Raw genomic sequence first — 23,743 nt, forward strand, 5'->3', positions numbered from 1 at the left:
ACAAAGGGCGGCGACGGCTTCAAGGATTACATGGGACCGTACTTCCGTCTCGGTACTTCTGTAAGCGGAAACGAGATCGGCAATTCACAGGCTCAGCAGTTCATCAAGAAGAACTACAACTCTATCACCTGTGAGAACGAAATGAAGCCAGATTCTATCGTTGCAGGCGTAAACGGCGATAACGTAAATATCAGCCTCAATGCTGCAAGCAACATCCTTAAATTCGCAGAGCAGAATGGCATCGGCGTTCGTGGTCATACCTTCGTATGGTACAGCCAGACTCCTGGCTCACTGTTCCAGGATAACGGCGGTACTGTTTCAAAGGACAGAATGAACAAGCGTCTTGAGAGCATGATCAAGAACACATTCAGTGCACTCAAGAGCCAGTTCCCGAACCTCAAGCTCCACTCCTACGACGTATGTAACGAGCTTTTCGTTAACGATGGCGGCGGAATGAGACCCGGCAGCAACTCAAACTGGGTAAGAGTATACGGCGAAGGCAACTCAGAGTTCGTTGTAAACGCATTCAAGTATGCAAGACAGTATGCTCCTGCAGATTGTAAGCTTTACCTCAACGACTATAACGAGTACATGAGCGCAAAGACAAACGACCTTGTAAATATGGCTAAGACAGTCATGAAGGAAGGTAACTATATCGACGGTATCGGTATGCAGGCTCACCTTGACTCCAAGTATCCTTCAGCAAGCGAGTTTGAGACAGCTCTCAAGAAGTTCGCAGCTCTCGGTCTCGACGTTCAGATCACAGAGCTCGATATCACAAACAGCACGGGTACAAACGGTCAGCTTTATCCTCAGATCTTTGAGGTAGCTATGAAGAATGCTGCTAACATCTCAACTCTTACTCTCTGGGGTACAACAGATGAGAGAAGCTGGAGAGCTAACCAGAATGGTGGTTCACCGCTTCCGTTCAGCAACTACCAGGCTAAGTCGTTCTATAAAGACATTATAGCTCTGGCAAGCAAGATTGATCCGCCCGATCCTAACTATGGCGTGGTTACAACTACAACAACTACTACCACAACAACTACAACAACAACAACTTCCGCTACCACAACAGTTACAACTACCACACAGGATCCTAAGGGCGCACTTGATGCTCAGGTTTCAAAGTGGGGCGACGCTAACTGTGATAATGGTATTGATATGGGCGACGCAGTTCTCATCATGCAGTCACTTGCTAACCCCAATAAGTATCAGCTCACGGAAAAGGGCAAATACAATGCAGACGTTTACGAGGCAGGCGGCGGCATAACAACCAACGATGCAGCTTCTATCCAGAAGTTCCTCCTCGGTCTTATCAAGCAGCTCCCTGAGAGCTACTCTGATAATATATCAACAGTAGTTACTGAGGCTCCCAAGTCCTCAACAACAACTACTACAACAGCTACAACTACAGCGACTACGACCACAACCAAGCCCGCTGCAAAGACTCTCTTCAAGAGCTCTTTCGACTCAAGCACAGACAGCTGGTCAGGCAGAGGTAATGCTTCTGTAGATGTAAGCTCAGACAGCTTCTATTCAGGTAAGTCACTTTACGTTTCCGGCAGATCAGCTGAGTGGAACGGCGCTGCATACAGCCTCGGTTCAGACTTCGTAGCAGGTCAGACATACAGCTTCAGCGCAGCAGTTCTCCAGCAGTCCGGAAAGGACGCTACATTCCAGCTTTCACTCCAGCAGGGTGACGGCAACTCAGCAGTTTATACTCCTATCGCTAAGGCAACTTGTAAGGACGGCGTATGGACAAAGCTTGAGAATACATCGTTCACGATCCCTGACAACTCAGGCGATATGCTCCTTTATGTAGAGACTATCGAGAGCTCAGGCGACACAATGAACTTCTACCTTGATGAAGTGCTTGCAGGTACTGAGGGCGTACAGTCATCAGTTGAGACAGGCAAGGGTACTGTAGGCGAACCTCCTAAGGGCGGCGGTGCTTCAGTTGATACTTCCAAAAAGCTCTGCGCTATCTCATTCGACGACGGTGCATCAGCTCAGAGCACAAATGATCCTGGTTACAGAATCATAAACGCTCTTATCAATAACAACATGACAGCTACCTTCTTCAACGTAGGAAGCTGGATCAAGACAAATCAGCAGATTCAGTATGAGTTTGAGAACGGCATGGAAGTTGCAAACCATACTCAGTCACATCCTCACCTCGGTCAGCTCGGTTCTTCACAGGTAAGAAGTGAGTGGGAGCAGTGCAACAGCAAGCTCAAGAGCATCATCGGCACTGAGCCTTCACACCTCATGAGATTACCTTATCTTGAGAGCAACGGAACAGTTCAGTCAGCACTTTATGATATCCCGCTTATCAGCTGTGCTATAGATACTCAGGACTGGAACGGCGCTTCAGCAGGTCAGATCGTTAACACGATCAAGCAGGCTGCACAGAACGGTTCACTTGAGGGTGCTATCGTACTCTGCCACGAGAACTATCAGTCAACAGCACAGGCTATGGAAGAAGTTCTTCCTTGGCTCGCTCAGAATGGTTACCAGAATGTAAACATCTCTGATATGGCTGCAGCTCACGGCAAGACCCTTGCAGGCGGTCAGGTTCATACAAGAGCATAATCCGCTATTGGGAATAACAAATCGTGCCGGTCGCAGTATCGGTGACCGGCACACTAATTAAGATTTCTCCAAATTTTAATATCCCCTGAAAGGCAGTCGGTGAAAATCGGCTGTCTTTTCATTTTTTTCAGAAAATGATATAATATATGTGACCATATCATACTCCAATGCGTGTCTATAGTGAAAGGAGCTGATGAAGATGCAAAAATGCGGCTGCGCTCGTGAGGCGGTCGAGAGATACGGCGATATGCTGTACAGGATATGTCTGCTTTCTCTGAAGAATACTGCCGACGCAGAGGACGCTGTGCAGGAGACATTAATAAAATACGTACAGAAGTCTCCCGATTTCAGCGACAGCGAACATGAAAAAGCATGGCTTATAACTGTAGCCACAAACAAATGCCGTGATATGCTGAGATATCGTACAAGACACAAGACCGAAAGTGAGGAGATTCTCCTCGGTTATGCTGTAGAGAAAGAGGAAAGCGGGATACTTGACGCTCTTATGGAGCTTCCTGAAAAGTACAAAACACCGCTCGTGCTCTTTTATATAGAAGGGTACAAGGTAGACGAGATGGCAGATATCATGGGAATAAGTCTTTCGGCAGCAAAAATGCGCTTGTCAAGAGGCAGAAAGCTGCTGGAGGAAAAATACAGAAAGGAGTATATGTAGTATGGATAAGAAGCTTAAAAAAGCGGCAGATAAGATAAAAATGCCTGAGGATATGAAGGAGCGTATCATAAGGAATTGCGAGTCTCTTGAGAAGAACAATATCATACGTAAAGACAATGATGACGGATATACGGAAGTCGCAAGCGGAATCGAGCGCGTTGAGTCAGGAAGAAACATTATCAGGACTATCAGCGCGATCGCTGCCTGCGCAGTGCTTGCAGCTGGCATTGGTACAACGGGATTTCTGCTCCACAGACAGAAAAATAACGGGTTTGCAGACAGCGGTGTGGAGATGACCACTGTGACTACCGAGCCGGCGGCTTATAAGATATCTCCGTTCGGAGATTTCAGGAAGTTCGACTATACTTTTAATGCGGGAATAGCGTGCTATGGCAAATATGGACCCGGAAGCATTTATAACAGGTTTGCGGATTTCTTCAATAATTTCGACTGGGGTGAAGATACTAAGGAAATAAAAGATCCAATTGTTCTGAATGATTATGATTTTTCTATTTCATGGGATGTGAATAACATTGTTTCATGGATCTTTATTGCGAAAGACGGTTATGTAATATATACGGAAGATAAATACGATGACAATTTCGATAAAATCATTGAATCAAACAAAAGATCATACCGGATAGATTTTGACGCTTTTTTAAACGGATATAACGAGATCGTTTCTATTGAGGAGCATATCACACAGAGTGATGTTGACAGTCTCATAAATGGTGAGATGACATCAGTTGAGCTGCTTGATCAGGATAATAATATGCTGTATTCAAGTAAAAATGGCGAAGGAAAAGAAAAGCTCGGTGAATTCCTGAAAAATGATTTTGTTCCGATGCTGCTGGTAAATATGCCTGTAATTGATTATGATTCAAATTATTTAAAGTATAATATTGAATATGAATTCCGGGAAAATGATCATGAAACACGGAGGTTACAGTTTAGTATCCTTGAAAATGGTGTTGTAGGCTATTCCACATATACTGATGATGAACCTACAGGGGTTGGAAGCTATTATATTGACCTTGACGAGTTCGGCAGCAAGCTTGAAGAGCTTGGCGCAGAAAGCAATATTACGGGAACTGAGAACAATACCAATTTGAACGAAGAGTTAAGAGTACGTGAAGAAACAGATCAGAAAATCAAAGAATGCAAGAATTGCATGGAATCACTTGCTGTTTGGCTGAAAGCTGACAGGGCAGGATTCAGCGTTTCGACATTCAATGGCGAAAATAAGAGAGTTCTTTACAGCGATGATAAAGAAAAGCTGTTAAGCTACATTGAAAGCCATGATTTCGGCGAAAGAGACACAAAAACAGTTATCCCCGGTGTTCCTGATGATTTCAGGGAAATAGATGATGACGGACCATTTGGGTTTGCGCTCAATATCTTTTCGGATGATACGGTGTTCGGTGACGGCAGGTTTGCATTTACAAGAGATATGAGATATGCAGTTTATTATTACGGCGGAGTTGCTAAATATGTGGAAGTGGTCGAACTACCCGATGCAGAACAATTGAATTTTTTATATGATATGGATTAAAATAAACAACCGCACATCGTAAGATGTGCGGTTGTCTTTTACCTTAATGCATATAATTTTTTGAAGTCCGTAGGCGTACAGTGTTTTATCTCCTTGAAGATACGGTTGAAGGTTGTCAGACTCTTGAAGCCTGAACGCATAGCGACCTCAGTTATAGGTACGCTGGGATCCAGCAGGAGAAGCTCCGCAGCTTTTGTACGTCTTGCGTTTATGTACTGTAAATATGACATAGCGTTGTACTGCTTGAAGATACGTGAGAAGTGGTACTTGCTGTAGCCTGCCACATCGGCAAGCTGTTCAAGAGTGATATCGTACATATAGTTATTGTCGATATACTTGAGAACGGTACCGAACTTTTCACTGTACTCGTCTATCTTTTCGTCGTCGCAGTCCATGACTATCTTCTGCTGTTCGAGCTGATACTCTCTCAGAGCCATGAAAAGTTCAATGACCTTGACATATATCTTCACGTCTGCAAGCTCTGATTTGGAGTTGTACAGAGAAAGGATATCAAGCATTGTCTTTTTTGCGAGTACATGAAGCTCCTTATCAAGATCGCCGTTTATGAGAACGGGAGCGTTGAGTGAACGCATGACCGGTTCAAGAGCAGATATCTCGCCGAGAATACTGTTATCGCACTGGAAAATGATACGTCGTCCCGGTATAGCAGGCATACTGTGCAGCTCGCATGGCGGAACGATAAGAACATCGTTTTCGGGGATTAGATAATCTATCCCGTTTACAGTTACAGTATACTCATTTTTCATGGGCATGATAAGCTCGACTGCGTTATGCCAGTGTACAGGATATTCTTCAGTCTGAACATTATCATACAGCATTGCATATTTTTGAGTGTCATATTCGACAGTTTCAAATTCACCCGAAAGATGTTTTATCATTTTAATACCCCCCCTCTGAACTTTGGTCAGAGGATATGACCAAATATTGCTATCGTTTTCCTTAAACTTCGCTTATATACTAATACCATTATAACCTATATGTCGTGTTTTGTAAATGCTTTTTGTACAACTTTGTGAAAACTATACAAATAGACTAACCAAAATTTGCGCAATATAGATGTACAAACAGTTAGAAAATTACAGCTTTATGACAGCTAAATTACAGCATTACGACAAAAATCCCCTGACGACCGCATATCGTCAGGGGATGATATTTTATGCAAAAAGTATTACAGTTCAGGAGTATCAGGATCGGGGTTATAGTTTGTGTAGTCTGTATAGTCAGTTCCGTAGTCTGTGTATTCCTGATAGTCGCCGGAATTATCTGCTGTTTCGGTTTTTTCCTCAGCCGGCTGAGCTGCAGCCTTTCCGCCGAGGAAGCCTGCGAGCAGAGCTCTGATGTCAACGCCTGTAGCAGCTGTAAGACCGTCTGTTACCTTTGTGGTAGAACCGATGATATCGCCTACAAGTCTGCTGGAGTTGCCGTCGCCGTACATTGTGATCTTGTCAACATTTGCAAGAGGTGTAGCAGCGTTCTTGACAACCTCAGGCAGAGCCTTGAAGTACATTTCAAGCACAGCAGCCTCGCCGTACTTCTTCATAGCCTCAGCCTTTGCATTGATACCTTCTGCCTCAGCAAGTCCCTTAGCGCGGATAGCGTCAGCCTCTGCCTTACCTACGGCAGCGATACCTTCAGCTTCCTGCATTCTTGCGAACTTCTGAGCTTCAGCTTCAGCCTTCTGAGCCTCAGCCTCCTGCTCACGCTGGAAACGGTCAGCCTCAGCTTCCTTTTTAAGCTGATAGAGCTTTGCGTCTGCTTCCTGCTGAGCCCTGTAGCGGTCAGCCTCGGCTTTCTTTTTGATCTGAGCGTCGAGAGCCTTTTCAGTTACTTCTGCCTCGCGAGCCTTGAGCTCAACGTCCTTTTCGGAAGCGGCGATGTTTGCGTTAGCCTTTGATACCTCAATGGACTTACGCTGTTCCTCTCTCTGGATCTCGTAAGCAGCGTCTGCGATAGCAAGCTGTGTGTCAGCCTCTTTCTTGAGTTCAGCCTGACGGATAGCAAGCTCATTGTTTTTCTGAGCTATCTCGGTCTCTGCGAGTATCTTGGCATCATTGGCTTCTTTCTTAGCCTGAGCCTTGGCGATCTCGATCTCCTTTTCGGACTCAGCGCGTGCGATAGCAGCCTTCTTCTGGATCTTTGTGGTGTTGTCGATACCGAGATTCTCGATAAGGTTCTGGTCGTCTGTGAAGTTCTGAACATTGAAGGAAACTATTTCAAGTCCCATTCTGTTCAGGTCGGGAGCAGCGTTTTCCTGAACCTTTTCAGCAAATGCCTTACGGTCATTGACCATAGCCTCAAGGGACATCTGACCAACGATCTCACGCATATTACCTTCAAGCACCTCTCTTGCAACCTTCGCAACATAAGCGGTGTCTTTGTTGAGGAAGTTCTCAGCGCCGAGCTTTATGAGCATCGGATCGCTGCTTACCTTTACGTTTACGTTTGCGTCAACATTTATGTTGATATAGTCTGCTGTAGGAACAGCACTTGAAGTCTTTACGTCAACGGCTATGAGCTGGAGTTTCAGCTTATCCACACGCTCAAAGAACGGGATGCGGATACTTGCCTTGCCGATTATGATCTTTTTTCTTAATCCGGAAATGATGTAAGCTGTATCCGGGGGAGCTTTGATGTAACCGGTGAAAATAATAATGAGAAGGACGATGATACCGATTCCGACAGGAATGATCGCGCCCCAGTTGATGTCCTCTGTCATAAGAGCCATCATGTTGATCTTGTTTAACATATAAACCTCCATATCATAGTAAATGTGCTTATGCGGAGCACCAAACTATAGCAGCTGACGTGTTTCAACTGCATGATGTTATTATATATGATTTTTACATATTTGTCAATAGAATACAAAAATTACGCTTCGTATAAGCTTTGTATTGCTTTTATGCATAATGCACAGAAGAGTGTATTTTAAAAATGAGTTCATATGAACCTTTTGTACAGTTTATAGAACTGAGAGCGCGTGAAACAGGTCGTTTTTATCCTCTTCGGCTAATTATTACAGTTTGATTACAGTTTTTCATATTCCTTGACTTTAAAAACATTCACTATTATAATAGTTCCATATTCTACGAAAGGACGGTGAACACCATGACAATGTTCAAAAGCTTTTATAAGATGCCAAAAATTAATATTATTGAAAACAAGCATGGAGTTTGCCCGAAGTGTTCAGCCATGTGCTGAGCTTTTGCGTATACAGAGCATTCTGCACTCCTGCGGGGGTGCTTTTTTTGTTGCGTGCGGGCAGACCGGAAAGGAAAGAGTATGATAGAATTAAACGGAAAATACAATACTGCCAAGGTCTTCACAGATGTGATCGAACAGGACGCAATAACTCAGATCATAGCCTTTTGCAGCCAGCCGATGAGTGCGGGGGCGCAGATACGTATCATGCCAGATGTTCATGCGGGAGCAGGCTGTACTATAGGTACTACTATGACTATAACCGATAAGGTGATACCCAATCTTGTGGGAGTAGATATCGGCTGCGGCATGGAGACCGTAAGACTGAAGGAAAAGCATATTGAGCTGCAGAAGCTGGACAAGCTCATATATGAAAAGATACCATCGGGCTTTTCAATACGTGAAAAGTCTCACCGCTATACCGAAAAGATCGACCTTGCAGAGCTTTACTGCATTGAGCATATTGATCCGCTTCGTGCAGAGAAGAGCGTCGGCACTCTCGGCGGCGGAAACCACTTCATCGAAGCCGACAAGGGTGAGGACGGCAGCATATATATAGTTATCCACTCAGGCTCCCGTCATCTTGGAGTGGAGGTAGCAAGGTACTATCAGAATGAGGCGTACAGACGCCTGAACAAGAGTTCCGACAAGGAAATTAATGAGCTTATTGCACGGCTCAAGGCAGAGGGAAAGCAGAAGCAGATACAGTCTGAGCTGAAAAAGCTTGAAAATACCAAGACCACTGACGTTCCAAAGCACCTTGCTTACTGCGAGGGAGAGCTCTTTGAGCAGTATATCCACGATATGAAGATAGTACAGCAGTTCGCAATGCTGAACCGTCAGGCAATGATGGACGAGATAATCAAGGGTATGCACGTTCATGCTGAGGAGCAGTTCACGACGATACACAACTATATCGACACAGAGACGATGATACTCCGGAAGGGAGCAGTGTCCGCGCAGGCAGGTGAGAAGCTCCTCATACCCATAAATATGCGTGACGGCAGCCTTATCTGCACAGGAAAGGGCAATCCGGACTGGAACTGTTCCGCTCCACACGGCGCAGGCAGACTTATGTCACGTTCACAGGCAAAGCAGAGCTTCACGGTTTCGGAGTTCAAAAAGCAGATGGACGGTATTTACACAACATCGGTCAATGCGCAGACGCTGGACGAATGTCCAATGGCGTATAAGTCAATGGAAGATATAGTTGACAATATCGGTGATACAGTTGAGATAAACGAGGTCATCAAGCCAATATACAATTTCAAGGCAGGAGAAGAGTAAATCAAAATTTAGCTTTGCTAAATTTTGATTTAAAGGAGGAAATATGGATAAATTCGTTTCTTATGATAAAATGAGCAAAAAGGAGAAAAAGAAGATTGACTCCTCAAAACGGGGCAGCTGGAACGGCGTTGACCCTGCCACAAAGGTGGTGGATACCGACAAAAGGCGCTACAGGCGCAAGCCCAAGCACCCGGAAAGCTTTGAAGAATAACTGTCATAATGCACAGCCGCATGACTGTGCATTTGTTTATTTTTTCATATTGAAAGTCCGTTGACATTGATCCGCAAACAGGATATAATTTTATTAACAGCAAGCGTCAAGGAGGTTTGTATGAAGTTTGTGCATTTGTCAGATCTTCACCTCGGAAAGAGGCTGAATGAGTTTTCACTCATAGAGGATCAGGAGTATATACTGCATGAGATATGCAGTATTATAGCTGTAGAAAAGCCGGATTTCGTCATTATAGCGGGGGATATATACGATAAGCCGGTGCCTTCTGCGGAGGCAGTGCGCCTTTTTGATGATTTTCTCACAAGGATCTCGTCCATAACGGACCGTGTTTTCGCTGTGAGCGGAAATCACGACTCTGCGGAGCGGATAGCCTTCGGCTGCCACATAATGGAAAAGAGCGGCATTTATATGTCGCCTGTATACAACGGAAAGACAGTTCCTGCTGTTCTCAGCGACGAGTACGGTGAGTTCTGCGTGTATATGCTCCCGTTTATAAAGCCGCTTTCGGTACGGAGATTTTTTCCCGATACCGTTATAGAGAGCTATACCGACGCGGTAAATGCCGCTGTTGACGCAATGGATATAGATTTTTCAAAGCGTAATATAATCGTTACCCATCAGTTCGTGACCGGAGCGCAGAAAAGCGACTCCGAGGAGATATCAGTAGGCGGTACGGACAATGTTGACAGCTCCGCCTTTGACGGTTTTGACTATGTTGCCCTTGGTCATATCCACAGTCCGCAGAACGTGGGCAGTGAGCGCATACGTTACTGCGGTACTCCACTGAAGTATTCGTTTTCAGAGGCAAATCAGGTCAAGTCCGTAACCGTTGTGGAGATGCGTGAAAAGGGCAGTCTTGACGTCAGGACCGTTCCTCTTGAGCCTTTGCGCGATATGCGGGAGGTCCGCGGCACATTTGAGCGGATAAGCTCGGTCGAGTACAGCAAAAAGGGCAATTCAGAGGATTATATGCGCATAATACTCTGCGATGAAGAGGAGATCCCCGAAGCTATGGGAAAACTCCGTACTGTATATCCTAATATAATGATGATAGAGTACGACAACCGACGTACCCGCAGCGCTCATGACAGTATAGAAGCGGCGGAGGCAGAGAAAAAGCTGCCTGTCGATTTGTTTGAGGAATTCTACAGGTTCAGCAACGGCGGAGATATGTCTGAGCCGCAGAGACAGCTCGTTCAGTCGCTTATCGGGAAGATATGGGAGGGAGAGCAATGAGACCACTAAGACTTGAAATATCAGGATTCGGTCCCTATTCGGGACTGACCGTTCTTGATCTCGAAGCTCTCGGCGACAAGGGTCTGTACCTCATAACCGGAGACACAGGCGCAGGAAAGACCACCATTTTTGACGCTGTAACCTATGCGCTTTACGGCAGTGCCAGCGGTGAAAACCGCGACGACGACAGTATGCTGCGTTCCAAATACGCTGCACTTGATACTCCCACATATGTGGAGCTTGTATTTGATTACGCCGGCAAGCGCTACAGGATAAGAAGAAATCCTGCCTATGAACGTCAGGCTAAGCGGGGCGGCGGAGTTGCGCAGCAGCCTGCAAGCGCGGAATTTGTTTATCCTGACGGCAGGGTATTATCCGGAAAAAGAGAGGTAGAAGCCGCAGTTGCTGATGTTATCGGACTTTCCGAGAAGCAGTTCAAGCAGATAGCAATGATAGCGCAGGGCGATTTTATGAAGCTCATAACTGAGGATACCTCACAGCGCCGTGAGATACTGCGGCATATTTTCAAAACAAGGAATTATCAGACTTTGCAGGAAGCTCTCAGACTGGAGAGCAGTACACTTAAAAGCGAGTGCAGCAGCCGCAGGGAAAGTCTCAGACAGTATGCCGGCGGGATAGTATGCGGAGATGATGACGAATACTCTGACGAGGTTGCAAAGCTGAAAGAGGAGCTTCCGCCCGCCGAGTTCGTCAGGGAGCTGATAAACAAGCTCATAACACGGGACAAGGCTCAGTCAGAGGTATATACCCGTGAAGGGGAGGAGCTTGATGAAAAGCTTGCGGAGGTAAACGGACGTATCTCAAAGGCGGAGGAAAAGGCAAAGCTTCTGGCTGAAAAGGAGCGTACTGCAAGGCAGCTGAGCGACCTGAAAAAACGTCATAAGCTCCTTGAAGAAGGCTTTGAGAAGGAAAAAGCCCGTCAGCCGGAGCTTGAAAAGGTAAGAAACGAAATAGCGGCTCTCGAAGCGGAAATGCCTCAGTACGCAAAGGCTGAGGAGCAGGAAAAGCTTCTTGCGGAAGTTAAGGAGTCGCTCAATGCTGTCGCTTCGGAGCTTGACAGCAGCATAGCTGAAAAGGATGACCGTGAGAAAAAGCGTTTATCGCTTAAAAATGAGCTTTCCGGACTGGAGGGTACAGGTGAGAATAAGGCGCAGCTGACGTTGGAGCGTGAAAGGCTTGTCAGCAGAGCCGAGGAGCTCTATAAGCTTTCAAAGCTTCTCACCGATTATGAGAGCGGCAGTATCAATTTTAGGGACAAAACTGCCGAATTCAAGGAGTATCAGGCTGAACACGACAGCCTTGTGAAAAAATGCGAGGCTCTTACGGGAGAGGTATACGCGCTGAAAAAACGGCGCTCCGAGATAGAAGGCTGCGACGCGGAAAAGGAAAAGCTCCTGCGCAGCCGCGAGGGGCTGAACAAGCGTCTTGCCGAACTGAAAGCTGTTTCGGCAGACATACAGGAATGGGAAAAACGCTGCAGCGAGCGTGAAGAAGCAGCCGGGCTTTATACTGATTCGGCAGATAAGGTGAAACGTCTTTCTGAAAAATATGAGCAGAACTACAGGGCATTTATCGACGACAGAGCAGGAGTGCTTGCTGAGGGGCTCAAAGACGGCGAGCCCTGTCCGGTATGCGGTTCAAGGGAACACCCTTCTCCTGCCAGAAAGCAGGTGGGAGCACCGTCAGAGCATGAGCTCGAAAGAATGAAGGCGGAGCTTGAAAAGGCACGCCGTACCGCCGAAAAGAACAGTACCGAAGCCTCTGCCGTCAAGGCAAAAGCAGACGAGCTTGAAAAGTCGCTGACCGCAAGACTGTCCGGGCTTCTCGGCTGCGGAATTGAAACCGGCGCGGAGCAGTGCGGAATGGAGCTTGAAAGCTGTACAGTGCAGCTCAGCGAGCTTGCAAAAAAGCTTACTGAAACTGAAAAGCTTATCTCCGAGAAAGAAAGGCTTACGGCTGAGATAGAATCGAAGGAAAAACAGGAAGAAGGTACTATGACGGCTGTATCGGAATCGGACAGAGAGCTGTCACAGCGCCGAAGTATGTGCGATACGGCTGACGGAATGCTGAAACAGCTCCGTGCGGCGGCAGAAAAGGGGATCGAGGAGACTATCGGTGACTGCCTTTTTGAAAATGCCCGTGACTGTATCGTTTCTGAAAGACTTGCTCTGAAAGCGAGAATGGCTGGCATAGAGTCGCAGCTTGCGGCTGAAAATGAAAGAGCTGCCCGCAAGGAAGAGCTTGAAAAGCTTATACCAGAGCTTGAGAACGGGATAAACGGGCTGAACAGCAGGTTAACGGAGCTGACCGCACAGAAGGCTGCTCTGGACAGCAGACTTAACGAAATGAGTATGCGTCTCATGGAGCTGCACAGCGGTCTGCGCTTTGAGAGCGGAGAGAATGCGGGTATCCGTATTGCTGCGCTGCAGAAGAGAAGTGCCGAGCTGAAGGCGGCTTACGAAGCTGCTGAAAAAGCGGTCAACGACGGTGAAAAGGAATGTTCGGGATTGTCCGGAAAGCTGGACCAGCTAACTCTGCAGCTTGAGAATTACGGCGATTTGGACGCTGAAAGGGAGAAAGCCGAAAGGTCGCGGCTGACGGCTGAAAAGACGAATATTATGTCACAGCTGAGGCAGCTGCATACAAGAGTTACGATGAACAGTACAGCTCTTGATAATATTGTAAACGGTTCATCGGAACTTATAGAGCTTGAAGCGAAGTACGCATGGGTGAAAAATCTTGCGGATACCGCTAACGGAAAGCTTTCCGAGCAGAGCAAGTTCATGCTGGAGACCTATATACAGACCGCTTATTTTGACAGGATAATACGCCGTGCCAATCAGAGGCTGAGTGTTATGTCCGACGGACAGTACACACTTACAAGGCGAACGGAGTATGATGACAAGCGTACTCAGGTCGGACTTGAACTTGACGTTATTGACCATTATAACGGCTCGGTGAGGAGCGTAAAGACGCTTTCGGGCGGTGAATCCTTCAAGGCGTCGCTTTCGCTGGCGCTGGGACTGTCAGATGAGATACAGTGCTCCGCAGGCGGTATAAGGCTTGATACCATGTTTGTTGACGAGGGCTTTGGTTCTCTTGATGAGAATTCCATAGAACAGGCGATGAGGGCTCTTGCAGGTCTCTCCGACGGAAACCGGCTTGTGGGTATAATCTCCCATGTACAGGCGCTGAAACAGCGTATCGACAAGCAGATCGTTGTTACAAAGGACAAAAACGGCGGAAGCCGTGCAGAGCTTATAGTATGAAAAAGTCCGCAGTTCTATTACTGCGGACTTTTTGTATGATGTTTGCTTTGTGCACAATGTATAAAGCACCTGCAAAAAGGGTGCATTAAAGCCCTGTTTTATGGTTGGTGAAAAGGGAGATTCTGTTATTTCTCACAAAAATCTGGTTGCTGGTGCTCAGTTTGTTGATTTTTTATTTCCGAAATGATATAATTATATTGTTGAATTCATTTTTTTGTAAAAATTGAAATGCAGAAAATGAGACATGGAGTGATAACAGAATGAAAATGACAAGATGTCCCGAAAAGCATCTTTATGATGCTGATAAATACGAGACCTGTCCCTACTGCTCAGGAGAAAACGGAGCGGCAGAGCGTGGTAAAGCTCCCAAGAAAGCAAAGATCGTGAAGGTAAGGGCTGTAAAGGCTCATCCCCCTGTTGAAGCAGAGGTAAAGCCGGTAGAAGCAAAGCCCGTACAAAAGCCTGTTGAAAATATGCCCGAAGCTCCCAAAAAGGAAGTCAAGGCAGAGGAAAAGAAGCCTGAGCCTCCCAAAAAGGAAGTCAAGGCAGAAGAAAAGAAGCCGGAAGTTCCCAAAAAGGAAGTCAAGGCAGAAGAAAAGAAGCCGGAGCCTCCCAAAAGGGAAGTCAAGGCAGAAGAAAAGAAGCCGGAAGTTCCCAAAAAAGAAGTAAAGGCAGAGGAAAAGAAGCCGGAAGCTCCTAAAAAAGAAGTAAAGGCAGAAGAAAAGAAGCCGGAGCCTCCCAAAAAGGAAGTCAAGTCAGAAGAAAAGAAGCCGGAAGCTCCTAAAAAAGAAGTAAAGGCAGAGGAAAAGAAGCCGGAAGCTCCCAAAAAGGACGTAAAGGCAGAGGAAAAGAAGCCGGAAGCTCCTAAAAAAGAAGTAAAGGCAGAGGAAAAGAAGCCAGAAGCTCCCAAAAAGGACGTAAAGGCAGAGGAAAAGAAGCCGGAGCCTCTCAAAAAGGACGTAAAGGCAGAGGAAAAGAAGCCGGAGCCTCCTAAAAAGGAAGCCAAGGCAGAGGAAAAGAAGCCGGAGCCTCCTAAAAAGGAAGTAAAGGCAGAGGAAAAGAAGCCGGAAGCTCCTAAAAAGGAAGTCAAGGCAGAGGAAAAGAAGCCGGAAGCTCCCCAAAAGGAAGTCAAGGCAGAGGAAAAGAAGCCGGAAGCTCCCCAAAAGGAAGTCAAGGCAGAGGAAAAGAAGCCGGAGCTTCCCGAAAAGGAAGTCAAGGCAGAAGAAAAGAAATCCGAAGCTGATCTCAAGGACGATTACGAGAAATACGGCGATCTTATCCATGATGAGAATATCGAGATAGATGATGTTTACAATATGGCTATCGACAAGAACGGTACCCTTGTAAAGTATGTAGGTACTACCGAAGCCATTACTATCCCTGACAAGGTAAATGTCATAGGAAAATATGCTTTCCGCGGAAACGAGACAGTAAAGCGTATCGTCATGTCGGACAGCGTCCGTGTTATAGATAAATTTGCATTCTGTCACTGCTTCAACCTCGAAGAGATAGTTTTTTCACGGAATCTTGAATCCATAGGCGAAAACGCATTCCTGAAATGCCTTAATCTCAAGGAACTCAGCTTCCCTGAGTCACTTAAAAGGATAGGCAAGGGCGCTTTCGGACGCTGCAATTCCCTTGAAAGTGTTATACTGCCGGCTTATCTGCAAAAGATAAGTGATCTTATGTTCTTTTCATGCAAGCGTCTCAGAAGAGTTGTTTTCTCAGGTGCGGTGGAAGCCATAGGAAACGCGGCTTTTTCAGAGTGCTACAGTCTTAAAAAGGTCATTATCTCGGATTCAGTGGTAACTATCGGTGAAAGTGCATTTTCATGGTGCAGATCCCTGGAGTCAGTGACTATTCCGGACAATGTTAAGACTATCAGCAACTGGGCGTTTTACGGCTGTCAGAATCTTATGGATCTGAAAATAAGTATGTATACAAAGGACATCAAGGAGGACGCATTCTGCGGCTGTGAGAGCCTTTGCAATATTAATATCAGCGAGTTTGAAGATAAGAATATCCCGCTTGACCTTATAAGAAAAGGCCACAAGCAGACCATAAAGATACTTAAACAGATAAACCGTAAAAAAGCGGAGCGCTATGCCCGCGAGCACGGTTTCAGTACATTGTTTATATAATAAAAAACGGGAGTTTTTAGCTCCCGTTTTTTATTTATATGAGAAGTGAAATGAGAAGTGTTATGTTCTTTCGATGTAGCCGCCGGTTTCAGACTTGTTTTTTTCACCGAAGCCTCCGGGAAAGCCGCCGTCCTGACCGCCCATGAAGCCGCCTTTTCTGCCGCCGGACTGGTTTTCACCGTTCTCGCCGGGAGTAGAGTTTTCATCGGGCTTTTCACCGAAATCTTTACGCTCTCTGAATTTTTCAGTAGCTCCGGATTCAGCGTCAAATCCCTCCGGAGGTGTGAAATCGCCGTCCTTGAAGCCTTCGGGTGGTGTGAAGTCTCCGCCTGTGAATCCCTCAGGAGGTGTGAAATCACCGCCGGGAGTTCCGTTAAAGCCGCTGTTTCCGTCCCTGCCGCCTTTGAAACCGCCCATTCCGCCGGGATCTCCCATCATGGACTGAGGTATCTCGTCGACCTCTTCGCCGTTGACAATGATAGTGCCGCCGTTGAATTCGGCTGAAGTCTCATAGTCGAAAGAGGAAAGCTGAGCAGTAACGTCGATAGTACCGCCGTTTACGATTATTTTTCCGTTTGAGTCAACGCCGTCGGTATCGCCCTGACCCATAGTTATCTTTGTATCGCCGCCGTTGAACTCAATAATGATATCGCAGGCAGTGCTCTTGCGTGAAGCGTTGATACCGTCGTCGGAAGCGTCGATAGTGATATTTCCGCCGTTTATCTGAACATAAGTAGCTTCAATGCCCTCGGAGGAGGTGATATCGAAGGTACCGCCGTCTATCTGGACATAGGTTGTGCCTTGTATGCCGTCACTTGCGGAGTCTATCACAAAGCTGCCCTCTGCGATATAGATCTGACCGAGGGTATCGTCGTCGGAATTCTCGCAGTGGAAGCCGTCCTTGTTGGTCTTTATGGTGAAGTCGCCGTTATATACGGACAGTGAATCGTTTGCCTCAAAGGCGTCCTTAGCGGAGGTCACCTTGTATGTACCGCCTGTGATCTTGAGATCGTCCTTGCAGGATATTCCGTTTGCGTATGCGGAGTATACCGTAAGAGTGCCTGTACCATTGAGCACAAGGTCTGATTTCGAGTAGATGACCGCATCGGTATTGGTTTCGCTGTCAGCCCTGAACTCCTTGTTCACGGCAAGTGAGCTTTCCTTTGCTGTAGTGGTGACAAATACCTTGTCCGCTGATACTACATATATTGCAGGAAAGTCGTCATTTTCTATCTCAGCTCCGTCAAGCACCAGCTGTACCTTTGCCTCCTTGCCGGCGTCGACCTTTATAGTGCAGTTAGAAGCGCTTCCGCTGAGGATATATATGCCTTCCTCGGTGATATCAATGGTTTTTCCGTCCTCTGCTGTCAGCTTCACAGCCGCAGCCGTATCCGGCGACTGAGTGAGGTCACGGTCTGAAAAGATATTCGACGTATCTATGACAGCTGCGGACAGGCTCTTGTTTGAGGTCTTTGCTGCCTTAGATGCTGTAGCCGCTTCACCGGCATCCTCTGCTTCATTATATGTATTAGCCGTATTCTTTATTACAGCGGAGCCTGAACCGTTCTGATCCGAGCAGCCTGTAAAGGCGCTGAGAGCCAAGGTAAGGAACGCCAGTCCGGCGATAGTTTTTTTCCATGTATTTTTCATTTATATGCACCCTTTCATATATTTGAGTGTGGCTTTTGTTTCCATGGTTATAATATACACCTGTTTTTTGTGAATAAGCGTATTGTCAAGTGAAATAAAACGGAAAGCTTTGTGTGAAAAAAAGCCCGAATGTGGAATTTGCCGCATATAATCTGACAGAAATGTGAAAAAAACACATTTTTTTGCAAATTTGACTATTGACAACCCGTATCAAAAGTGTTATAATACAAACAACAAATGCAGCGACGGAGAGAAGTATCACAGAAATTCGTTCCCAGAGAGTGCGGGCATGGTGCGAGCCGCATATCAGAGTCTGTGTGAATAACACTCCAGAGCAGCAAACCGAAAGGGTGCGTTTTTTGGTGGGCTTGCCTAAGGGCGGTTTTCTGAAAGGGGTGCTGTTTATAAAAAACAGTCCAGCATCTCAGGTATCCGAGTAGGGGCGACGTGTCCCGCACGTTACAGCGGCTCAAAAGTGATCGCTTTTGCGGTAATTCAGGTGGCACCACGGGTATTATGCCCCGTCCTGTAGTTTCAGGACGGGGCTTTTTGTATTCCTGCTCGTCCTGTGCGAATTATATAATGAAAGGAAAAATTATTATGAAGCACATTGATGTAAAGGAGATAATCTCCACAAAGGATTATGTAGGCAAGCAGGTGACTGTATGCGGCTGGGTACGTACCTCACGCAACTCCAAGAGCGTTGCCTTCGTAGAGGTAAACGACGGTACCTCTCTCAAAAATGTTCAGGTCGTAGTTGACAAGGGCGACAGCGACTTCAGGGAGCCGAGAGTAGGTATGTCCGTAAAGGTAACAGGTACCGCAGTTGAGGGAAGAAACGAGACTATCGAGATAAACGCTGCTCCAGAGGGCATAACCGTACTGGGCGACGCTCCTACAGACTATCCCCTCCAGAAGAAGGGACATACACTTGAATTTCTCCGTACTATCCCTCATCTCAGAGGCAGAACGAATACATTCAACGCAGTATGGCGTGTACGTTCCGTACTTGCTGCTGCTATACACGAATACTTCCAGACACACAACTATGTATACGTAAATACTCCTCTTATCACAGGCAGCGACTGTGAGGGCGCAGGAGAAATGTTCCAGGTAACTACTATCGGCTACAGCAAGGACTACAAGAATGAGGAGGAGTATTACGCAAACGACTTCTTCGGCAGAAAGGCAGGACTTTCCGTATCCGGACAGCTTGAAGGCGAAATGGCTGCAATGGCTATGGGCAAGATATATACCTTCGGACCTTCATTCAGAGCCGAGAACTCAAATACGCCCAAGCACCTTGCCGAATTCTGGCACGTTGAGCCGGAGGTAGCCTTCGCAGAGCTTGACGACGTTATCGAGATAGCTGAGAATATGCTGAAATATGTTATCCGCAAGCTCCTTGATACCTGCCCTGACGATATGCAGTTCTTCGACGCTCATTTTGAAAAGGGACTTATCGAGCGTCTTGAGGAGCTTATCTCCCACGACTTCGCAAGAGTTACCTACACAGAGGCTATCGACCTCCTCAAAAAGTCAGGGGAGAACTTCGTATACCCTGTAGAGTGGGGCTGCGACCTCCAGACAGAGCACGAGAGATACCTCTCCGAGAAGGTATTCAAGAAGGCAGTATTCGTAACTGATTATCCCAAGGACATAAAGTCCTTCTATATGAAGCAGAACCCCGACGGAAAGACAGTTGCGGCTGTTGACCTCCTTGTACCCGGAGTAGGCGAGATAATCGGCGGCAGTGAGCGTGAGGCTGACTATGAGAAGCTTATCGCTGCTATGAACGAGAGAAAGATGAACCTCGACCTCTACAGTGACTACCTCGACCTCAGAAAGTTCGGCAGCGTACCTCACGGCGGCTTCGGTCTCGGCTTTGAGAGACTTATAATGTATACAACGGGTATGGCAAATATCCGCGACGTTATACTCTTCCCGAGAACAGTGGGTTCTATCAGATAATATAACGGCAAAGCCGTTAAAAGTTACGAGTTGAAAGTGGAGAGCTGAGAGTTAATGTGTTCACTTTGCTTACATTATTCAAATCATATCGCCGTAGGCGATATCACAACTTTCAACTCTCAATTCTAAACTCTCAACTCCCAAAAAGTACAGCACGGCTTTCGTCAATGGCGCCGATCGCCGTAAAAATATCAAGTAAAGGAAAGTGATTATCATGTCAAGATCGCTGTATATCCCTGAGGGCTATAAATCGACCCTCACGCTGAGAGAAACTCAGCACGCAATAAAGTACATCAAGGACGTTTTCCAGCAGGCGCTCTCTTTTGCCCTGACTCTCGACAGAGTATCAGCTCCCCTGATCGTTAAAAAGGGAAGCGGTATCAACGATGACCTCAACGGCGTTGAGCGCAAGGTAGATTTCGACATAAAGGAGATAGCTTCAGAAGCAGAGGTCGTTCAGTCTCTTGCAAAGTGGAAGCGTATGGCTCTTTACCGCTACGGCTACAATGCAGGTGAGGGCATCTATACCGATATGAACGCTATCCGCCGTGATGATGATACTGACAATACACACTCCATATTCGTTGACCAGTGGGACTGGGAAAAGGTCATAACCCGTGAGCAGAGAAATATCCAGTTCCTGAAGGATACTGTAAAGTCTGTTGTAAAGGCTATCGCCTATACAAAGCGAAAGGTAAGTCTCCGCTATCCTCAGTTATCCGCAAAGATATGCGACGAACCATATTTTATAACTACTCAGGAGCTGGAGGATATGTACCCCGGCAAGACCGGTCATGAGCGTGAGCGCCTTATCACAAAGGAGCACAGGACCGTATTCCTCATGGGTATAGGCGGCAAGCTTTCAAGCGGCGAAAAGCATGACGGAAGAGCTCCCGATTACGACGACTGGTCGCTGAACGGCGATATCCTTTTCTGGGACGAAACTCTGGACGATTCTCTGGAAATATCCTCTATGGGTATCCGTGTTGACGCTGAGTCACTGAAAAAGCAGCTGGCTGAGTGCGGAGCTGAGGACAGAATGCAGTACAAGTACCATCAGATGATAGCGGACGGCACTCTGCCTCTTACTATCGGCGGCGGTATCGGTCAGTCAAGACTGTGTATGCTTTTGCTTGAAAAGGCTCATATAGGCGAGGTACAGTCATCTATCTGGTCTGATGAGATGATCGAGAAGTGCGCTGCAAGCGGTATCACATTGCTTTAAGCTATTAGCCTTTAGCTTATGGTAGGGACGCGCATTGCGCGTCCGCAGGTACACGTTATATAACAAACGGGACGTCGAGGACGCCGTCCCCTACACACAGCAAAAAGCCCGAAAGCATATGCTTTCGGGCTTCGTTTGTTATATTCGCTTTTTCGGGTGGATAATATCCGCCCCTGCGAGCTAAAGGTTAATGGCTGTTTAACCTCGGAGCTCTGCTCCGATAGCGCTGAGCGCTTTCAGTACGCGCTTCATTGCTCCGTCAGCCTGCTCGTCAGTGAGAGTTCCCTCATGTGAACGCATTGAGATAGAGTAAGCTATGCTCTTCTTGCCGTTCTGCTTCATTTCGTCGCTGCGGTATACGTCGAAGAGAGATACCTTTTCAAGTATCTTGCCAACAGCTCCCTTGATAGCCTTTTCAAGCTCTGCAACAGGCATATCCTCATCAACAAGGAGACTGAGGTCACGGGTAGTTGCTGGGAACTTAGGCAGTGGCTGATAGGTTATTTTATCTGCGGCAGCTGCCATGAGCTCAGGGATATTGAGCTTTGCAACATAGGTCTTTACGCCTATCTCGTAGGTCTCCTGTACATCGGGGTGGACCTCGCCCATTATACCGAGAGGAGCGCCGTCTTTGAGTATAACTGCGCTTCTGCCCGGGTGGAGAGCGTACTTTTCGTCGAATATATCGCTGTCAGCTGCGCGGATATATTCAACGTCATCAATTTTGAGTTCACCAAGTATCTGCTCGACCATACCCTTGAGAGTATAGAAGTCAGCGTCACCACCGTACATACCGATAGTGAGTCTCTGAGGCTCATCGGGGAGAGAATAGCTGTATCTGTGCTTCTGCTTGCCGCTGTTTGCGAGAGTATCACCGTTTATGAAGGGCTTTTCCTCGGAAGCAGGGAGGTATTCCTTGGCTATCTCAAAGAGGCAGGCCTTGTCATTGCGGTTGTTGTAGTTGAAGGAGAGAACATCCAGCATCGAGGGGATAGTAGATGTTCTCATAACGCTGGTGTCCTCACCGAGAGGATTAACTATCCTTACTACCTTGCGGAGCTTGCTGTCGGCAGGGAGCTTTATCTTGTCGAAGTACTTGGGAGATACGAATGAATAAGTAGCTATCTCATAGCCGCCGAGAGCAGCTGCGGCATTCCTGAGTATACGTGTGAACTTCTGTTCCTCTGTGAACTCTGCTCTTGCAACGCCTCGGAAATCTGTTGAGGGTATATTGTTGTAGCCGTATATGCGTGCAACTTCCTCTGCGATATCAGCCTTGCAGCCGATGTCTATACGGAATGACGGAGCGATGACCTTGCCGTTTTCTACCTTGAAATCAAGTCTTTCGAGGTACTTTATCATGTCAGCCTCGGAGATATCTGTGCCGAGGAAATTGTTTATCCAGTCTGCGCTGAAATCTACAGAAGCGGGAGTCTTGTCTGTGTAGTCCCGGTCGATAACTGTGTTGAGCACCTCTCCTGCGCCCAGCTCTTCAACGAGCTCGAAGGCTCTCTTCAGGCAGGTCATGGAGATAAGTCTGTCAACGCCCTTTTCATAGCGTGCTGAAGCGTCGGATTTCAGCTTCAGAGCCTTTGAGGTGCGTCTTACCTGTGTGGGCTCGAAATATGCCGACTCGAATACAACAGTTGTTGTATCGTCCATGATACCGCTGTATTCGCCACCCATGATACCTGCAACGGCAACGGGCTTCTTCTCGTCTGCGATGACGAGCATATCCTCTGTGAGCTCACGCTCCACGCCGTCGAGAGTCATTATCTTCTCACCGTTCTTAGCGTTGCGGACATTGATATGAGCTCCCTCAACGTAGCGGAGGTCGAATGCGTGCATAGGCTGACCGTATTCAAGCATAACGTAGTTTGTGATATCAACGAAGTTGTTGATAGGACGAACGCCGCTTGCACGGAGACGCTCTCTCATCCAGCGGGGAGAGGGTTCAATTTTTACGTTTTTAACGATACCTGCGCAGTATCTCTGACACTTCTCTGTGTTGTGGATATCCACCTTCAGCATGGAGTTGATATCGCCGTCAACGCCCTTGAACTCAGGAGCCTTGACTTTCAGCTCTGTGCCATAGGTAGCGGCAGTCTCTCTTGCAAGACCGATAACGCTGAGGCAGTCGGGGCGGTTTGAGGTTATCTCGAACTCTACGGAAGTATCGTCAAGTCCGATAGCGGTGTGGATATCCTCGCCCAGCTTGCAGTCCTCTTCGATAACGAAAACGCCCTCAGGGTCTGCGTAGGGGAAGTCATGGGCTGTGAGACCGAGAGTTTCAAGTCCGCAGAACATACCGAAGCTTTCAACTCCGCGCATTTTGCACTTCTTTATCTTGCCCTCCGGGAGAACAGCACCGTCAAGAGCAACGGGAACGAGGTCGCCCTCCTTGACGTTCTTTGCGTTTGTAACTATCTGTATGGGAGCTTCCGCGCCGATGTCCACCTGACATACGAACAGCGCATCAGCGTTCTCGTGAGGGCCCTTTGACAGTATCTTACCAACTACTACGTTGGAAATATTGCTGCCCTCTTTTTCGTAGCATTCCACCTTTGAGCCGCTCATTGTGAGGGCATGGCAGAAATCCTTTATCGGCATATCGGCTTTTACGTAGTCGCCGAGCCATTTCATAGATAAATTCATATCTTTTTTCCTTTCGA

General features: G+C 47.0%; 14 protein-coding genes and 1 other annotated feature. Of the genes, 10 read left to right on the forward strand and 4 right to left on the reverse strand.

Translation table 11 applies throughout. From position 1 onward, the window contains the following. From QZZ36_RS03070 to QZZ36_RS03080, 3 genes are all read left to right on the forward strand, one after another. Positions 1–2,595: endo-1,4-beta-xylanase (locus tag QZZ36_RS03070; protein ID WP_295076552.1), on the forward strand; the 2,595-nt coding region annotated here is incomplete at its 5' end. Positions 2,596–2,788: 193 nt separating this feature from the next. Continuing rightward, entirely contained in the window at positions 2,789–3,268 is a 480-nt protein-coding gene (locus QZZ36_RS03075) for an RNA polymerase sigma factor (RefSeq protein WP_295076555.1), read from the forward strand. A 1-nt stretch (position 3,269) separates the two neighbouring features. Next, a complete protein-coding gene (locus QZZ36_RS03080; protein ID WP_295076557.1) occupies positions 3,270–4,820 on the forward strand; it encodes a hypothetical protein in 1,551 nt (516 codons plus the stop codon). A gap of 38 nt (positions 4,821–4,858) precedes the next feature. Here the strand turns inward: QZZ36_RS03080 and QZZ36_RS03085 are convergent, their stop codons facing one another. Together QZZ36_RS03085 and QZZ36_RS03090 are read right to left on the reverse strand one after the other, a co-directional pair. Further along, a complete protein-coding gene (locus QZZ36_RS03085; RefSeq protein WP_295076560.1) occupies positions 4,859–5,719 on the reverse strand; it encodes an AraC family transcriptional regulator in 861 nt (286 codons plus the stop codon). Between the two features lie 290 nt (positions 5,720–6,009). After that, positions 6,010–7,587 (reverse strand): SPFH domain-containing protein, encoded by a 1,578-nt coding sequence (locus QZZ36_RS03090; protein ID WP_295076563.1) that lies wholly within the window; start codon positions 7,585–7,587, stop codon positions 6,010–6,012. A gap of 533 nt (positions 7,588–8,120) precedes the next feature. Here QZZ36_RS03090 and QZZ36_RS03095 point away from each other — a divergent pair. The 5 genes from QZZ36_RS03095 (at position 8,121) to QZZ36_RS03115 (ending at position 16,225) form a co-directional block, all read left to right on the forward strand. Next, positions 8,121–9,326 (forward strand): RtcB family protein, encoded by a 1,206-nt coding sequence (locus tag QZZ36_RS03095; protein ID WP_295076567.1) that lies wholly within the window; start codon positions 8,121–8,123, stop codon positions 9,324–9,326. Between the two features lie 43 nt (positions 9,327–9,369). Continuing rightward, positions 9,370–9,537: a hypothetical protein gene (locus tag QZZ36_RS03100; RefSeq protein WP_295076572.1), complete on the forward strand. Its 168-nt coding sequence runs from the start codon at positions 9,370–9,372 to the stop codon at positions 9,535–9,537. A 120-nt stretch (positions 9,538–9,657) separates the two neighbouring features. Then, positions 9,658–10,794, forward strand: a complete 1,137-nt coding sequence (locus tag QZZ36_RS03105; protein ID WP_295076575.1) for an exonuclease SbcCD subunit D — start codon at positions 9,658–9,660, stop codon at positions 10,792–10,794. Next, positions 10,791–14,084, forward strand: coding sequence for an AAA family ATPase (locus QZZ36_RS03110; protein WP_295076578.1), 3,294 nt, complete (start codon positions 10,791–10,793; stop codon positions 14,082–14,084). Before QZZ36_RS03105 ends, QZZ36_RS03110 begins: the two co-directional genes overlap by 4 nt. A gap of 260 nt (positions 14,085–14,344) precedes the next feature. Continuing rightward, positions 14,345–16,225, forward strand: coding sequence for a leucine-rich repeat domain-containing protein (locus QZZ36_RS03115; RefSeq protein WP_295076580.1), 1,881 nt, complete (start codon positions 14,345–14,347; stop codon positions 16,223–16,225). A 60-nt stretch (positions 16,226–16,285) separates the two neighbouring features. Here the strand turns inward: QZZ36_RS03115 and QZZ36_RS03120 are convergent, their stop codons facing one another. Further along, entirely contained in the window at positions 16,286–17,875 is a 1,590-nt protein-coding gene (locus QZZ36_RS03120; RefSeq protein WP_295076583.1) for a carbohydrate-binding domain-containing protein, read from the reverse strand. A gap of 233 nt (positions 17,876–18,108) precedes the next feature. Then, positions 18,109–18,407 (forward strand) — a binding site (T-box leader). 68 nt (positions 18,408–18,475) lie between these two features. On the opposite strand from QZZ36_RS03120, the gene asnS reads away from it, so the two are divergent. Together asnS and asnA are read left to right on the forward strand one after the other, a co-directional pair. After that, on the forward strand, positions 18,476–19,846 hold the full coding sequence (asnS, locus tag QZZ36_RS03125; RefSeq protein ID WP_295076587.1) for an asparagine--tRNA ligase: 1,371 nt from the start codon (positions 18,476–18,478) through the stop codon (positions 19,844–19,846). Between the two features lie 214 nt (positions 19,847–20,060). Beyond that, positions 20,061–21,071: an aspartate--ammonia ligase gene (gene asnA, locus QZZ36_RS03130; protein ID WP_295076589.1), complete on the forward strand. Its 1,011-nt coding sequence runs from the start codon at positions 20,061–20,063 to the stop codon at positions 21,069–21,071. A 198-nt stretch (positions 21,072–21,269) separates the two neighbouring features. Here the strand turns inward: asnA and pheT are convergent, their stop codons facing one another. Continuing rightward, positions 21,270–23,726, reverse strand: coding sequence for a phenylalanine--tRNA ligase subunit beta (gene pheT, locus QZZ36_RS03135; RefSeq protein ID WP_295076593.1), 2,457 nt, complete (start codon positions 23,724–23,726; stop codon positions 21,270–21,272). Between the last annotated feature and the right edge of the window lie 17 nt (positions 23,727–23,743).

This window comes from Ruminococcus sp., assembly GCF_016287535.1.
Taxonomy (GTDB): Bacteria; Bacillota; Clostridia; order Oscillospirales; family Ruminococcaceae; genus Ruminococcus.

Bases quoted from the DNA above. Each gene is read 5' to 3' on its own strand.
- QZZ36_RS03075 (WP_295076555.1), top strand. From the start codon at position 2,789: ATGAAGATGCAAAAATGCGGCTGCGCTCGTGAGGCGGTCGAGAGATAC.
- QZZ36_RS03080 (WP_295076557.1), top strand. From the start codon at position 3,270: ATGGATAAGAAGCTTAAAAAAGCGGCAGATAAGATAAAAATGCCTGAG.
- QZZ36_RS03085 (WP_295076560.1), bottom strand. From the start codon at position 5,719: ATGATAAAACATCTTTCGGGTGAATTTGAAACTGTCGAATATGACACT.
- QZZ36_RS03090 (WP_295076563.1), bottom strand. From the start codon at position 7,587: ATGTTAAACAAGATCAACATGATGGCTCTTATGACAGAGGACATCAAC.
- QZZ36_RS03095 (WP_295076567.1), top strand. From the start codon at position 8,121: ATGATAGAATTAAACGGAAAATACAATACTGCCAAGGTCTTCACAGAT.
- QZZ36_RS03100 (WP_295076572.1), top strand. From the start codon at position 9,370: ATGGATAAATTCGTTTCTTATGATAAAATGAGCAAAAAGGAGAAAAAG.
- QZZ36_RS03105 (WP_295076575.1), top strand. From the start codon at position 9,658: ATGAAGTTTGTGCATTTGTCAGATCTTCACCTCGGAAAGAGGCTGAAT.
- QZZ36_RS03110 (WP_295076578.1), top strand. From the start codon at position 10,791: ATGAGACCACTAAGACTTGAAATATCAGGATTCGGTCCCTATTCGGGA.
- QZZ36_RS03115 (WP_295076580.1), top strand. From the start codon at position 14,345: ATGAAAATGACAAGATGTCCCGAAAAGCATCTTTATGATGCTGATAAA.
- QZZ36_RS03120 (WP_295076583.1), bottom strand. From the start codon at position 17,875: ATGAAAAATACATGGAAAAAAACTATCGCCGGACTGGCGTTCCTTACC.
- asnS (WP_295076587.1), top strand. From the start codon at position 18,476: ATGAAGCACATTGATGTAAAGGAGATAATCTCCACAAAGGATTATGTA.
- asnA (WP_295076589.1), top strand. From the start codon at position 20,061: ATGTCAAGATCGCTGTATATCCCTGAGGGCTATAAATCGACCCTCACG.
- pheT (WP_295076593.1), bottom strand. From the start codon at position 23,726: ATGAATTTATCTATGAAATGGCTCGGCGACTACGTAAAAGCCGATATG.